Genomic DNA, 14,681 nt, shown 5'->3' on the forward strand with positions numbered 1-14,681 from the left:
TTCGCTCTACAATATCCCTCGCAAAGCGGGTGCAAATGTACAACTATTATTTTATTCCAAACAAACAAAAAATGAAAAAAATTTAATCTTTTTTTATCCGAAAAAATAACTCCAAAATCAATCTAATGAACTACCCGTTTTCGCCGAAACGGACCGCAAAGATAACACCTCTTTTCTAACTAAAAAGAAAAATCACAACCTTTTTTAAAAAAAATTACAACCCACTGCAAAACAATACCATATAATGATAGAAAATAAACTATTAGTCATTACTTATTTAGATGATACTATCGCAACAAAATATCCTTATTGTTCAATACTCTCTGCTTGAAATGATTGTAGCTCGCCTTCTTCAAAAGCAACTGAAACCTGAATGGGATTACAGCAGACTTCACAATCTTCTACATAGGATGTATTAACAGAAGGATCTAGCAACATAGATATCTCTTCCCAACAGTGTGGACATTGAAAAAAATATTCATACATAACTGTATTTTTAATTTACTACTATCTACCTATTTTAGAAAGCAACATTAAGAAGTTGTCCTGTAAGTTGCAAAAGTTGTAACTCAGCCAATTTTGCAGTGTATTTTGCAGCATTTTTTGTAACCTGCGCATTTAAAAGGTTTAATTGCGCTTGCCTAAATTCAACACTTGTAATCTGACCTAGTTTTAATCTTTCTTGAGAACGCTTAAAATTATCTTCATTGGTTTTTACATTTTGCGTTTGAAGATCATAAATAGTAAGTGCATTTTTATAATCTCCTTTTGCATTTGCGATATCACGTTGCACTTGCTGTTGTAATTGCTCTTTTACCAATTCTTGGCTTTGCCTAAATATCTTTGCGTTTTTAAGCGCGACTATCGATCTACCACCATCAAAGATATTCCAACGTAAGCTTGCCCCTGCAGCTAATGAATTAGAAGTAGATGTTGTACTAGGAAAAAAAGCAGATGCTGGATTGTTAGACTGATTCCAACCATAACTTCCTGTCAGACCTATTGTAGGTAAAAACAAAGCTCTGGCACTTTTAATTTGATAGTCACTGATAATGATATCTTGTTCAGACTGAAGCAAGGTTACATTATTTTGCATTGCTTGTTCTATATGACTATCTATAACTAACGCATTTACAAAAGAAACTGTAGTATCTGCAAGAAAGGTTTTTTCTAAATCTCTATTAAGCACTACGTTTAAATCTCGCTGTGCATTTCTTAAACTTTGACGCGCATTTAATACATTGATACTATCTGTTGTGATATCTACTTTAGCATTCAATATCTGTAATTTATTTGCCTGCCCATAGTCAAATTGATATTGTGCTCTAACAGCCCTATCCTTACTTACCTGAAGCGCTCCTTCTAGAATAATTACATTTTCTTTCAATCTAGCGACTTCATAATACACAGAAAACAGTTGCAACATTGTATTTTCTATCGTTTCCCTTGCTTGAAGTTGTGTTAGATTGTATTGCTCTTTAAGTTGTTTATAGTTGTAATACCGTCCTAACCCATCAAACAATGTATAATCAAGATTTATAGATGCATTATACCTTGTAGTCTCTGCTCCTTCTATTTCTATATCTGGTCTTGGATTTCCTTCTTGATCTGTTGCGCCTCCAAAATCTGTATTACTAGTTGTTCTATCAAAGTTTGCACCTGCATTTCCAGATATGGTAGGCAGATAATCTGCATTTAGAATACTGGTATTGTTTTCTGAGATAGCCACTTGATTATTTGCTAGCTGAATGCCAAAGTTATTTTCAAGCATTAGAGATACTGCTTCTTCTTTAGGCAATACTTCCGATAGGGTTTCTTGTGCGTACGCTTTCGCGAAAGCGAATACCACAATAACAAAAGTTATAACATACTGCTTAAGATTCATGTTCATGCTCAATTATTGGTTCTGATTGCAACTCTTCATTGATCTCTAGTGATTCTTTTAATTCTTGATCTGAATACATATGGGATTCACTTTCTTTCTTTTCTTTAATAGCTCTTTCTACTTCTTCTTTAGTGACATCTCCTCCTATGTATATCCATTTTAAAGCGACTTTTATACTATTGCTAAAAGATAAAAATATAGGAAGAAGTATTAATGTAAGAATCGTAGCAAAGCCAATACCATACGCAATAGATATTGCCATAGGAATTAAGAACTGCGCTTGTCTACTTTGCTCAAAAATTAATGGTGCTAGTCCAGCTATGGTTGTAATCGAGGTTAAGAATATTGCTCTAAAACGAGCTCGACCAGCTTCATAAATGGCATCATCAAAAGACATCCCTTCTTTCAGGTTTGTATTGAATTTACCTATAAGCACCAAACCATCATTTACCATAATCCCAATAAGTGCTATAATTCCAAGCATAGACAGAATATTTACTGGAAAGTCGTGAACCCAATGTCCCCAGGCAACGGCAGGTAAGCTAAACGGCACCAACAATATTAATAATATAGGCTGACTATAACTACGGAATGTAAATGCTATGGTGATATAAATAAGCAGCAATACAACAATACCTACGGGACCTAAAGAATCTGTAAGCTTATTAGCCTCTCTGTTTTGCCCTTCATAAGACGGAGTTACTGTTGGATATTTAGAGAGTATTTCTGGCATGATTTCGTTACGTATTTCTGCTACGATATCGGTTGCACTTGTATTTTTAGGATCCTTAAGATCGGCTGATATTTGGATTTCGCGTTGTCCTTCCAAGTGATTTACAGCCACATCACCTCTTTGTATGGTATAGGTTGCTATTTCTTGAAGTGGTACACGCTCGCCATTAGGTACCAAAATACGCATGGCATCCAAATCTGCTATAGAAGAACGATCTTCTCTATCATAACGCACCCACACTCTTATTTCATCTTGCCCTCTTTGAAAACGCTGTGCTTGTGTTCCAAAAAACGCAGCTCTTACTTGCGCCATTACCGTACTAAGATTAAGCCCTAAAGCATAGGCTTGCTCTTTTAACTCCAATCTTATTTCTTTAATTCCAGCAGGATCATTATCGGTAACATCTTTAAGAAGTTGATTGGCTAGTAAAATATCTTTTAACTCTTTTTTTACCGCTTTTAGTTCTGTTATATTATTTCCTAAAAGAGAAACTGAAACTGGGCTTCCTCCAAAATTTCCTCCTCCTCCAAAAACAAGACTCTCTGCGCCAATCACCTCTCCTACTTTTTCGCGTAAGCGGTTTGTCACAAGAATAGATGTAATTTCATCTGGGCGTTCTTCTCCAGGCAAAAGATTCATCGTTAAGGTTGCAGCAGCACTACCTGGTCCTAAATTTTTAATAATATTTTCAGTGAGTTCCTTATCTGTACCTGCAAAATACTCTTCTGTAAATTCCTTATTTACCTCTATTGCCTTTTCTTCTATGAAAGAAATAATACTATCTGTTACTTTTTCATTCGTTCCATTAGGCATATTGAGCGTAATCTGAACACGATCACTTGCTATTTGAGGAAAAAATGCACCTCTTATAATTCCAGCCCCAAAGCTTCCAGCTGTCAATAGAATGACAAATATAAATAGAGAGACTGTTATTAATTTATATCGCAATGTTGTCTTAAGCAAAGGGCTATAAACATTATCCCTTAACCAAGACATGATATTATCTCCAAACGTATTGATATATCTTAATTTTGAAAATAACCTCCCTATTGTTGTTGTAGGTTTTTTACCGTCTTTACGTAATGCTTTTGAATGAGCTAAATGCGCTGGAAGAATAATTAAAGCTTCTATTAATGAAACACCAAGCGTCAAGATAACTACTACTGATACTTCTCCAAAAAAATCTCCAATTCTACCATCTAAAAACAGAAAGATTCCAAAAGCTAATAAGGTGGTTATAATTGCAGATACAATAGGAGGAATCACCTCCATTGTTCCATCTATTGCCGCCTGAATAGGTTTTTTGCCTTTTTCATAATGTTGATATATATTTTCTGCAATCACAATACCATCATCCACCAGAATACCGATTACGATAATCATCCCAAATAATGATAACACATTAATTGTCACATTAAAATAAGGGGCTAACATAAACATTCCCAAAAAGGCAATTGGCAGTCCAAATGCTACCCAAAAAGCTAATCGTGTATTTAGAAATAGACTTAAAAAGATAAGTACCAGAATCATTCCCACAATCGCATTTTCCGTAAGAAGTTCTGTACGTTGTACTAAGGTTGTAGATAAATCTGTAATTACATTTAACTCTACATTATTATACTTGACATTAAAATCTTCTATGTATTCTTTTACTTTTTCAGCACTAGAGATAAGGTCTTCAGAATTTGTACTGGTTACTACCACATTAAGTGCGGTTTCTCCATTATAGAAAGTAGCATTGGGATTTTCTGAAAAACGATCACGTACTATTGCCACATCTTTTAAGCGAACTGTTCGGCCGGTAGCATCTGCTCTTACAATAATATTTTCAAGTTCATTTCCGTAATAAGATCTATTATTTGCTCTTATCAAGTATTCTTCTGCATCTGCTTTTACAGTTCCTCCTGTAGTTAAGATATTTGTTCTTGAAACTGCTTGAGCAACTTCATCAAAAGAAATATTATAAGCAAGTAAGTTATTCTCATTTACTGCGATTTCAATTTCTTCATCTGGATATCCTGAGACATTAATTTGCGAGATTCCCTCTACGCCTCTTAAGTCATTTTCGACCTGACGTCCTATCTGTTTTAGTGTAGCTAGCGGAATGTCTTTTCCGCTTACCGCGAAAGATATTGTTTGTCGTACTGCTTCTAGTTTTGACACTACAAGTGGTTCCATACCTGTAGGAAATGAAGGAACTCTATCTACCGCATTTTTTACTTCTAGAAGCATAAAGTCGATATCTTCTCCTTTTGCAATTTCTACATTAATGCTCCCACTATTTTCTCTAGAGGTAGATGTTACCCTATCTACACCTGCTAATCCTTTGAGGTTATCTTCAATCTTTAAGACAATACCCTCTTCTACTTCTTGAGGAGAAGCTCCCGGATAGACAATTGTAATCAGTACATTTTTAGAATCTACTAGCGGAAAAAAGGAAGATCGCATCGATCTCGCTCCTAAAATACCTAAGATGGCAAAAGCTATCACAATTACATTTACAGCAACATGATATTTTATAAAGTAAGAGATTAGTTTTCTCATGACTTATTCGGTTTTTGCTGTCTTACCATCTTCATAGACCTTTATTCTCATTCCTGCATATGCTCCAGGAACTGGTCTATCAACTAAGATAGTACCATCAGGCACTCCTTTTACAACTACTGTTTTTTCAGAAAAATAAACAGGCTTAACATCTATAATATCTAAAATGGTATCTCTTACAACAAATAGTTGCTTTTCAGATTGCAGTAGATCTCTATTAATGGTAATTGCATCTGTTTCTTGACGAGCACTTAACTCTGCCTCAAGATACATACCCTCTCTTAAGGATTCATTTTTAACTTCTATAAATGCAGTGATTGTTTGTGATGCTTGTTCTATATTTCCATTAATACGTGTAACTACTCCTTTATACTCTTTTGAATCATCTAAATTCTTTAGAGTTACCTCTTTTCCTACCTTTAATAAATCTGCATAAATTTTACTAATGGCGACTGGAAGTTCATACACACCTGTTTCTATAAACTCTCCTATTTTCTGACCACTACGCACTAGTGTTCCTTCTGTTACATTTGCTTCTGTCAAGATTCCAGAAAACGGAGCTGTTATACGATACTTATATAATCGCTGTTCTAAATTTTTTACATTGTAATAAGAAGTAAGAATATTGCGACCGGTTATGAAGTAACGTTCCTTATCTGAAGTTATCTCTGGAAGTTCTGGCAATGATTTATTAACATCAAATGTATTGACATATCGCTCCCATTTTGCATACGCATCTGGATAATCTAACCTTAAATCTGGCAATAACGCTGTAATTTGATTGATCAAATTACTTTTTTGAGAGTTTACAGTTGCTCTAAACTCTGAAGCATTCAATCTCAAAAGCGTTTCTCCTTTTCGAAACACTTGACCAGGCTTAAACAATTTATTACCGGCTATAAGAACTCCCTGAACCTCAGAATATAATTCAACTCTACGTTTAGCCGTAAGATTTCCATTTGCTTCTATAACCAAAGGAACAGTTCCATTTTGAACTGTATCTACAAAAACCGTTTTAATAACGGGTTTTGGTTTTGGTCTTTCTTTTTTATCTAAGCCAAAAAGTTTAGTCATAAAAAAGATGCCTAAAACTAAAATGATTAGACTAACAACAATTTGCAAAACTGTTCTCATAGGTTATGGTTTGGTTCTGGTAAGTTGGTATAATTATCCAAAAAAATTATGATTCATCTATACCAGATGCAAAAGTATGCACCCACTAGGTATCATATCGTTAAAAAACTCATAATTTAAATGCTAGAATATAGCAGGGATTACTAACCATATAGCGACAAAGCAAATATCTACTGAGAAGTAAAAATGCAAGAAATATTATTATGCTATTGCATCTATTTGCTCTGATGTTTCTTCCCAATCTTCCATCAATTGGTCAAGTGCTTTCTTTTTATTTTGATAGTTATCAAAGAAATCTGGCTGTGCCACAGTTGCATCATAATTAATTTCCATTTCAACATCTATAGCTTTGATTTCCCGTTCAAGTTTGTTGATCTGAGATTCAATCTTACTTAATTTATTATTCAGGCCTTTCAATTTTTTCTGATCCTCGTAAGATTGTTTATTATCTTTTTTAGTTTCTACCTTAACAGGTTGATCATCTCTTTTTTCAATTTCGCGTAAGCTTTCTACTTCACGAGCATCTAAATAATAGTCTATATCACCTAAATATTCTTTGATACGATAATCTTTAAATTCATACACCCTATCTGTAAGGCCTTGTAAAAAATCTCTATCGTGTGACACAACAATAAGCGTCCCATCAAAATTTCTCAAAGCATCCTTTAATACATTTTTAGATTTTATATCAAGGTGATTGGTTGGCTCATCCATTACGAGCACATTAAAGGGCTGCAACATCATTTTAGCAAGAGCCAATCGATTACGCTCTCCTCCAGAAAGTACTCGCACATATTTATCTACCTCTTCTCCTCTAAAAAGAAAAGATCCTAAAATATCTCGTACTCGTGGTCTTGTTTTTTCATCGGCAGCATCTATCATCGTATCCTCTACTGTTTTGCTACCATCTAAATATTCTGCTTGGTTTTGAGCAAAATATCCTATTTGCACATTATGACCTAATTTGAGATGTCCATTATGCTCTAGTTCACCTACAATAATTTTTGCCAATGTAGATTTCCCTTGACCGTTTTGCCCCACAAAAGCAGTTTTTGTATCCCGTTCTACAAGCAAATCTATATCTTGAAGCACTTTCTTATCTCCATAATTTTTAGCAATGTTTTCTGCTTCAATTACTACTTTACCTGGTGTAACAGATACAGGAAACTTTAGTGTCATGACACTATTATCATCCTCATCTACTTCAATACGGTCTATCTTATCTAGTTTTTTAATAAGTGACTGTGCCATTGTAGCTTTAGAAGCTTTAGCTCTGAATTTTTCAATAAGCTTTTCCGTTTGCTCTATATGTTTTTGTTGGTTTTTTTGAGCTGCTAACTGCTGTTCTCTTAATTCTTTACGTAATACCAAGTATTTAGAATATGCTTTAGGGTAGTCATATATTCTTCCTAAGGATATTTCTATAGTACGATTGGTTACATTATCTAAGAACATTTTATCATGAGATACAATTACAATAGCTCCGGTATAATTTTTCAAAAACCCTTCTAACCAGATAATAGACTCTATATCTAAATGGTTTGTAGGCTCATCAAGCAATAAGATATCATTGCTTTGCAATAGCAGTTTTGCAAGTTCAATACGCATACGCCAACCTCCAGAAAAGGTATCCGTAAGCTTATTAAAGTCTTCTCTTTTGAATCCTAATCCTTGCAAGATACGTTCTGTATCTCCTTGATAATTGTAACCTCCGTGTATTTCATATTGATGTTGTATCTCATTAAGATCTATCATCAATTGGTTATAACTATCACTTTCGTAATCTGTACGCTCAGAAAGTTGTGTATTTATTTCTTCAAGTTGCTTTTCCAGTTTTTTAATTTCAGAAAATGCCTCATAGGATTCTTCAAGTACTGTTCGTCCTTCTGTAAAATCAATATCCTGCTTTAAAAATCCAATTTGAATTTCTTTTTCAATAGCAATAGAACCTGTATCATATTCTTGCTCTCCAGATATAATTCGCAACATGGTAGATTTTCCTGCACCGTTTTTTCCGACAAGCCCTACACGATCTCCTGCATTAAGTCTATATGTTATTTCCTCAAAAAGATATTCTCCTTGAAATGATACTGAAAGGTTATGGATATTAAGCATCTCTAAATAGATAAAAATTATAGTCTTCTCTAAAAGAAGAATGCAAAGATGCTTAAATTTGCACTGTAAATCAACTTCATTATGGCATTTTTAAAAGGAACAAAAATCAATAGTATTCTATTTGGCAAATGTCCAGTTTGCCAGAATGAATCTATGTACAAACAATCTAACCCTTACGTATTATCACAAACACTAGAGATGCATGAACGATGCTCTCATTGTGACACTAAATACAAAATTGAGCCTTCCTTTTTTTATGGGGCAATGTATGTAAGTTATCCTGTCGGAATTATTTTTGCAGCTATTGCGTTTGCGATTACTTATTTCTTTATTGGAGCTACGCTATTAAATACATTTTTTGCAATTGTAGGTACGATGATTTTGTTTTTACCTATCATTATGAGGCTTTCGCGAAATATATGGATTAACTTTTTCATGAAATATGATAAAACAAAAGATAGACTAGTAGACGTCGTATAACTATTTGTTTTTATCAAACCGTTTTATATTTACTTCTTCTAGTAAATCTTCTCCATTTTCTAGATGTTCATAAAGATTTATTGCTAGCATCGCAGACATCATAATTCCACGTGTTCCCAAACCATTAAAGACAACTAATTGAGGATATTCAGGGTGCACTCCCAGCAAAGCTCTTCGATCACTCACAGTAGGGCGAATTCCAACTTCCTGATCTATAATTTCATATTCACAAGAAACTAAGGAAGTAAATTTTTGAATAAGCTCTTCTCTAGCACTCTTGGTAGGGACAATATCTTTATTTTCCCAATTAAATGTAGCCCCTACTTTATACAAATCGTCTCCTAAAGGAACAATAAAAAACGATGTTTTTATAGCAGCTGTGAGTTTTAAATGTGTTGCTTTTACAATAATATACTCTCCTTTATTTCCCACCAAAGGCAGCTGCTTGAAATAAGGATTATTCTTCATACCATATCCTTCGGCAAAAACAATACGTTTTGCTCGGATTCCTTTATACGCTATTCCGTGCTCGGTAAATTCAATTGCTGAGTAGTCAAAGTCCGCTTTCGCGAAAGCGTTTTTAGATTCAAGATAAGCTTGATACTTTTTTTGAAGTATTTTAATATCAATCCTTCCCGTTTCTAAAACTCTACCATATGCATAGGGTGCATTAATAAATGGGTTAGTATCCGAAATTAACTCAGTAGAAACAAATCGCTCCAGTTCAGGTTTATCTGAAGCAGTAAACCAATTATTTTGATCTTCTATAGATGAAAATACTTTTTGAACTGGCAGTTCTTGAATACATTGAGTTTGAATTTTCCTTTCTATTCTTTTAAAATAAGGAATTGCAATATCTAATTGTTCTATTGCTTTCCAAGGGAGTGTGTATCGCTTTAAAATTACGGGGTTGTATAATCCAGCAGCCACACGACTAGCCCCACCTAATCCATTATCAAATACCAAAAAAGATTTTCCGGCATTCTCTAATTGTTCACAAAAAGCAATTCCTGCTAATCCCAAACCAACAATAATATAATCTACTTTTTGCATACAAAACAAAGATACTACCTATTGGATATATGAGACTACAGATAGTATTCTAAAAATTTAGGCATAAAAAAAGGTCATTTAGAACGTATCTAAATGACCTTTTATATTTTTATAGAATCACATTAATAATTCCAAAGATCTTGTTCTAGATTTCGTATTGATTCTTTAATACGAGTAGACTCTAATAATTGCATCATTGCATTGTTATTAATGTAGTCTTTCACTTGTCTATCTCCTTGTACATTATCTTCTTTATAAACAATACCGTTAAAACGTCTACTGTTTAATAAGTGATCAAAAGAAATTGGCATAGAAGTATTCTTTCTATTAAAAGCTTTTGCTTTATGCAATATTTCTCTAGCACCTGGGAACCATACCCAAAATAACTCTAGATTTTCTTGACCAAACTCATCATCACTACCTATAAAGTTAACATCTGTAGAGACAGGAGCAATACCTAATAAACGATACTTTAGCTCACCTTGACGCTTATCAACATACCAATACCCTCTTACATGGTAGGCATTGATATCTTGAGCAGTAATACGGATAGTTTCTCTGTTATAATCAGAAACTTCAAGTCCTTCATTCTGCTCTCTTATACCGTCATCACTAATTCTAGTAACTTCTAGTGCTGCTTGAATATCTTCTAATGTGATCTTATTTGTAAAATATGAATCGTCATAAATTGCATCTATCTTACCATTTTTGATGTTTTTCATTAAAACATCATATAATGAACGTCTATCAGATCCAATGTTTACTGTATCAATAGGATAATACAATGGGAAATTTACACGTTCATCTAGGTCAACTACTTCCCATGTATTTTTAGACCAAAGAACATCTCTTTTTTCTACATACCCATAAGGAAGAGGCTCGTCATTGTCATTTGCAATTTGTCCTTCTGTGCTTTCAAACATTTCATCTGGTGTTTTTGCATTAAGGATATTTCCTTGTGCATACACAGATGTTGTCATCACAAAAACAAATGCTACTAGAATTAATTTCTTAAGATTCATAATTAAATACTATTAGATTTAGTTTGATAACTCAATAATTACTGGAGAAATTCTACGTAATTTATACGTACTATTCCCTTGTATTTCAGCTTGAATTTCAAAGATTTGCACACTAGAACCTCTTTTTGCTTTTCTAAGTGCATTTTTAGCTTGTTGGTTTAGTTTATTACCTTGAACTAAAACTGTTGCTGAACCAGGAGCTTTGAATTTAAAACTCTTCACTCTTAAGTTCAAATCAAAGTCAAAGTCAGGTAGTGTTGCTCCTACTGGCGCACCTCCCACAGCTTCTCTTGTCATTTTCATTGCTCCAGAATCGTCATTACGCATTGTTCCTACTGGACGTGGAATATCCTTGATACGGAATGTTGCATTATCAGAAACAGTTCCTCCTCCATCAGGTAAGGTAGCAGAAACATTAATTGTCACTTCTTTTCCTTTACCAGGAGACATCGTATACTTAGATCCACCAGCTGGTGTTAATCCATTACCACTAGCTTTCACCTTGCTATCAGCAACTCCAGCGAAAGTAATAGTCATAGGATTTTGCACCCCACGGTATACTACATTCATTTTATCAGCTGCAATCGTAGCAGAGTTAGGCTTATTAATTGTAGTAAATTTTTGATCTACTTTTACTTCAATTTCTTTACCATCCTGAGGGTAAAATAATGATCCTGTAATATTATGATCTCCTACTCCTCCAGTATTTACTCCTAAAACTAGTTTTCCTCCATCATAACTTACTTTATCAGCAGATATAGGACGTCCATCTAATTTAAGATCAACACGAGAAGGTTTTGTAGAAGCATCTACACGACCTAAAGAAAGCACTCCATCAAAAGTAGAACCTGTATAATACGCTCCTTTTGAAGTTGTCATTACTGTTTCATAATTATCAATAGAAGCTAATTCTTTAAGATTACCTGAAAGTAACTTAGATAACAACTCATTTTCAACCACTTTAATATCATTCTGCATTTGAGTCATTTTAGTAATAGAAGATACCATAGGAAATCCAACAAAATGATAGCTAATGTAATCTTGAGTTTTACCTTCACTATCAGTAATATCATCTGTAGCGAAATCGGCAGCAATTTGATCAGCCAAATCTTTATTACTATCACCTATAAGAGCAATCATACCATTACGATATGTATCCATTTGATCTAGTAATTGTTGTCCTTCTGGAGACACTTTTCCTCCTCTATGATATCTTTCATCTAAAAATGAAGTTTTATCCATAGACTCAAAATCTTCTCTATCCTTTACATTATTTCCGGTAAATATCATTTCTTTTTGAGCACCTAAGAAATCGTAAAGTGTTTTAGATAATTCTGAAGCGCTCTGTGCTGTAACAGCAGCAGCAGCGAACTCTTCATTTTCTCCTGCTTTTTTCTTTAAATCATTTAAAGCTAGATCATTTTTAGTATTGAAACTATTATTAGCTCTATCTAATTTAGCATTTATCGATCCAAATGCCGATAATACTTCCTTGCCCATTTGGAGTGCTAGCATAGCTATAAACACCAAATACATCAAGTTAATCATTTTCTGCCTTGCAGATAATTTTCCTCCTGCCATGTCTTTATATTTTAAAGATTAGTTATTAGTTGTATAACCAACTTAAATTATTTAGACATTGCAGATAACATACCTCCATACACTCCATTAAGAGAAGAAAGGTTTGTTGCCAAACTTTCCATTTGTTCTTTAAGTTTTCCTGCATTAGCAGTTACTTGCTCATTAATCTCAGCCTGACGACTAGAAGATTCAACTTGAACTTTATAAAGGCTATTTAATGATTCCATTTGAGCTGCAGCAAGTGCCATCTCTTCGCTATATTTCTTTGTAGAATTCATTGCTTCTACTGTAGGAGAAATTTCTTTAGCTGCTCCTTCAAAATTACGAATACTACTTCCTAAGCTTGCCATTAACTCACCGTCAATTTTAGCTTCTTTAAGCATATTGTCTAATTTTTGAGAAAGAAGACCTTCAACATCTTTTGGTGCTTCTTTTTTACCTTTTGATTGACCTCCTGCTAATTCAGGATATACTAATGACCAATCTAAGTCTTCATCTACTGATTCAAAAGCTGAAACAACAAATACTCCCGCTTCAGTAACAAGCCCTATAATAAGCATTAAGTCTCCATAAGGCCAGTGCATTATTTTAAAAAGTGCTCCAATAATTACTACTGCTGCTCCTAGTCCGTAGACCATATTCATTAATTTCTTACCAGATTTTGATTTTGCCATGATAATTTAGTTTTTTTAGTTAAGGTTTAGATTTAGTTAAATATAATTTGGGGTAATTAATACAATTTATTTAGGTGCCTTACGTAAGTTCACCTTTTCATCAAGTCCTAAGAAATCTTGCACTGTTCTGAATCCAATATAGCTACGAGCTGAATCTTGGTATTCATAATCACGAGAACTTACTTGAAGAAAATAAGCTACATCTTTCCATGAACCACCTCGTATCACTTTTCTTTTATTAGAAATGTCATTCACATTAGGATTCATTGTAGACATATATTCATATGAGTTAGGGTCGTAGGATGACGCTACCCATTCTGAAACGTTACCAGCCATGTTGTATAAGTTGTAATCATTAGGCTCGTATGCATCTGCCTCTACAGTATACAATGCTTGATCTGCACCATAATCACCTCGTAAAGGTTTAAAGTTTGCTAAGAAACAACCTCTATCGTTTTTAGCATAAGGACCTCCCCAAGGGAAATCTCCTCCTTCTAATCCACCACGAGCAGCATATTCCCACTCAGCTTCTCCAGGAAGTCTAAAACGATTAACAAATTGTCTCTTCTTTGTTTTTTGATATTCATTCTTGTGAAGTGTTCTCCACTCACAAAATGCTTTTGCTTGCATCCAATCTACACCTACTACAGGATAATCTCCATAAGCGTCATGCCAGAAGTAATCATTATGCATAGGCTCATTATAAGAATATGCAAAATCCTTAATCCATACAGTAGTATCTGGATATACTTTTACTCTTTCTGTTTTGATATAGTCTTTACGCTTACCATCTTTAACTCTAGCGGCAGCTTCTATATCTAAATAGGTATATCTGAATTCAAGTTTATCCACATCAATAGTACGCTGACCATTGTATGCTTCTTCTATTGGGATATACATAGTATCCATTACTTCAGAGTAATACTCATCAGGATACTCATTTGTATCCCATATGATATCTATGTCTTTATTAAGCTTACGGCCTTCAAAGCCAGTTTCGCCTAATCCATAATAGTTATCATACATGTACTGCTGATATGGATTTAAGTTCTCTGTATCACCATCGGCAAATGCAAAGTCTCCAATACCTCCACTACCTGGAGTTTCTCCTAAGTCATCTGCCATAATAGCAAGCTTAGTACGTATTGTTGAGTCTCTAACCCAATGCACGAATTGTCTATACTCTGAATTTGTGATTTCTGTTTCATCCATGTAGAATGAACGAACAGTCACTGTTTTTGTAGGGGCGTCTTCAACAGCAGCGATATCGTCGTCACTTTTTCCCATTATGAATGCTCCTCCAGATATAAGGGTCATTCCATAAGGTTTTTCTGGATGCCAGCTCTTGCCTTTAACACCGACAAGTTCTCCTCGATCGTTTCCTTTGCCACAACTGTATAACAAAGTCATTATCGCAATAAATGCAACACACTTTTTCATAGGATATAGGTTAAGTATTC

11 protein-coding genes are annotated in these 14,681 nt (G+C 34.2%); 1 reads left to right on the forward strand and 10 read right to left on the reverse strand.

From position 1 onward, the window contains the following. Positions 1-306 precede the first annotated feature (306 nt). From CHB80_RS22380 to CHB80_RS22400, 5 genes are all read right to left on the reverse strand, one after another. Positions 307-486, reverse strand: a complete 180-nt coding sequence (locus CHB80_RS22380) for a CPXCG motif-containing cysteine-rich protein (protein ID WP_089373754.1) — start codon at positions 484-486, stop codon at positions 307-309. A gap of 34 nt (positions 487-520) precedes the next feature. Further along, positions 521-1,885: a TolC family protein gene (locus CHB80_RS22385; protein ID WP_089373755.1), complete on the reverse strand. Its 1,365-nt coding sequence runs from the start codon at positions 1,883-1,885 to the stop codon at positions 521-523. Next, complete coding sequence (locus CHB80_RS22390; protein ID WP_089373756.1) at positions 1,875-5,162, reverse strand: efflux RND transporter permease subunit; 3,288 nt, start codon at positions 5,160-5,162, stop codon at positions 1,875-1,877. The genes CHB80_RS22385 and CHB80_RS22390 overlap by 11 nt, the downstream gene beginning before the upstream one ends. A 3-nt stretch (positions 5,163-5,165) precedes the next feature. Then, positions 5,166-6,296 (reverse strand): efflux RND transporter periplasmic adaptor subunit, encoded by a 1,131-nt coding sequence (locus tag CHB80_RS22395; RefSeq protein ID WP_089373757.1) that lies wholly within the window; start codon positions 6,294-6,296, stop codon positions 5,166-5,168. 201 nt (positions 6,297-6,497) lie between these two features. Beyond that, positions 6,498-8,411 (reverse strand): ABC-F family ATP-binding cassette domain-containing protein, encoded by a 1,914-nt coding sequence (locus tag CHB80_RS22400; protein WP_089373758.1) that lies wholly within the window; start codon positions 8,409-8,411, stop codon positions 6,498-6,500. 81 nt (positions 8,412-8,492) lie between these two features. On the opposite strand from CHB80_RS22400, the gene CHB80_RS22405 reads away from it, so the two are divergent. After that, entirely contained in the window at positions 8,493-8,891 is a 399-nt protein-coding gene (locus CHB80_RS22405) for a DUF983 domain-containing protein (protein WP_089373759.1), read from the forward strand. Here the strand turns inward: CHB80_RS22405 and CHB80_RS22410 are convergent, their stop codons facing one another. From CHB80_RS22410 to porK, 5 genes are all read right to left on the reverse strand, one after another. After that, a complete protein-coding gene (locus CHB80_RS22410; protein WP_089373760.1) occupies positions 8,892-9,944 on the reverse strand; it encodes an NAD(P)/FAD-dependent oxidoreductase in 1,053 nt (350 codons plus the stop codon). A 122-nt stretch (positions 9,945-10,066) separates the two neighbouring features. After that, positions 10,067-10,966, reverse strand: coding sequence for a type IX secretion system ring subunit PorN/GldN (gene porN, locus CHB80_RS22415; RefSeq protein WP_089373761.1), 900 nt, complete (start codon positions 10,964-10,966; stop codon positions 10,067-10,069). Between the two features lie 18 nt (positions 10,967-10,984). Then, on the reverse strand, positions 10,985-12,547 hold the full coding sequence (gene porM / locus CHB80_RS22420) for a type IX secretion system motor protein PorM/GldM (RefSeq protein ID WP_089373762.1): 1,563 nt from the start codon (positions 12,545-12,547) through the stop codon (positions 10,985-10,987). 47 nt (positions 12,548-12,594) lie between these two features. Continuing rightward, positions 12,595-13,221, reverse strand: a complete 627-nt coding sequence (gene porL, locus CHB80_RS22425) for a type IX secretion system motor protein PorL/GldL (RefSeq protein WP_089373763.1) — start codon at positions 13,219-13,221, stop codon at positions 12,595-12,597. A 66-nt stretch (positions 13,222-13,287) separates the two neighbouring features. Next, positions 13,288-14,661: a T9SS ring complex lipoprotein PorK/GldK gene (porK, locus tag CHB80_RS22430; protein ID WP_089373764.1), complete on the reverse strand. Its 1,374-nt coding sequence runs from the start codon at positions 14,659-14,661 to the stop codon at positions 13,288-13,290. Positions 14,662-14,681 lie beyond the last annotated feature (20 nt).

The sequence above is a fragment of the Dokdonia pacifica genome, assembly GCF_900188275.1.
Classification (GTDB): Bacteria; Bacteroidota; Bacteroidia; order Flavobacteriales; family Flavobacteriaceae; genus Dokdonia; species Dokdonia pacifica.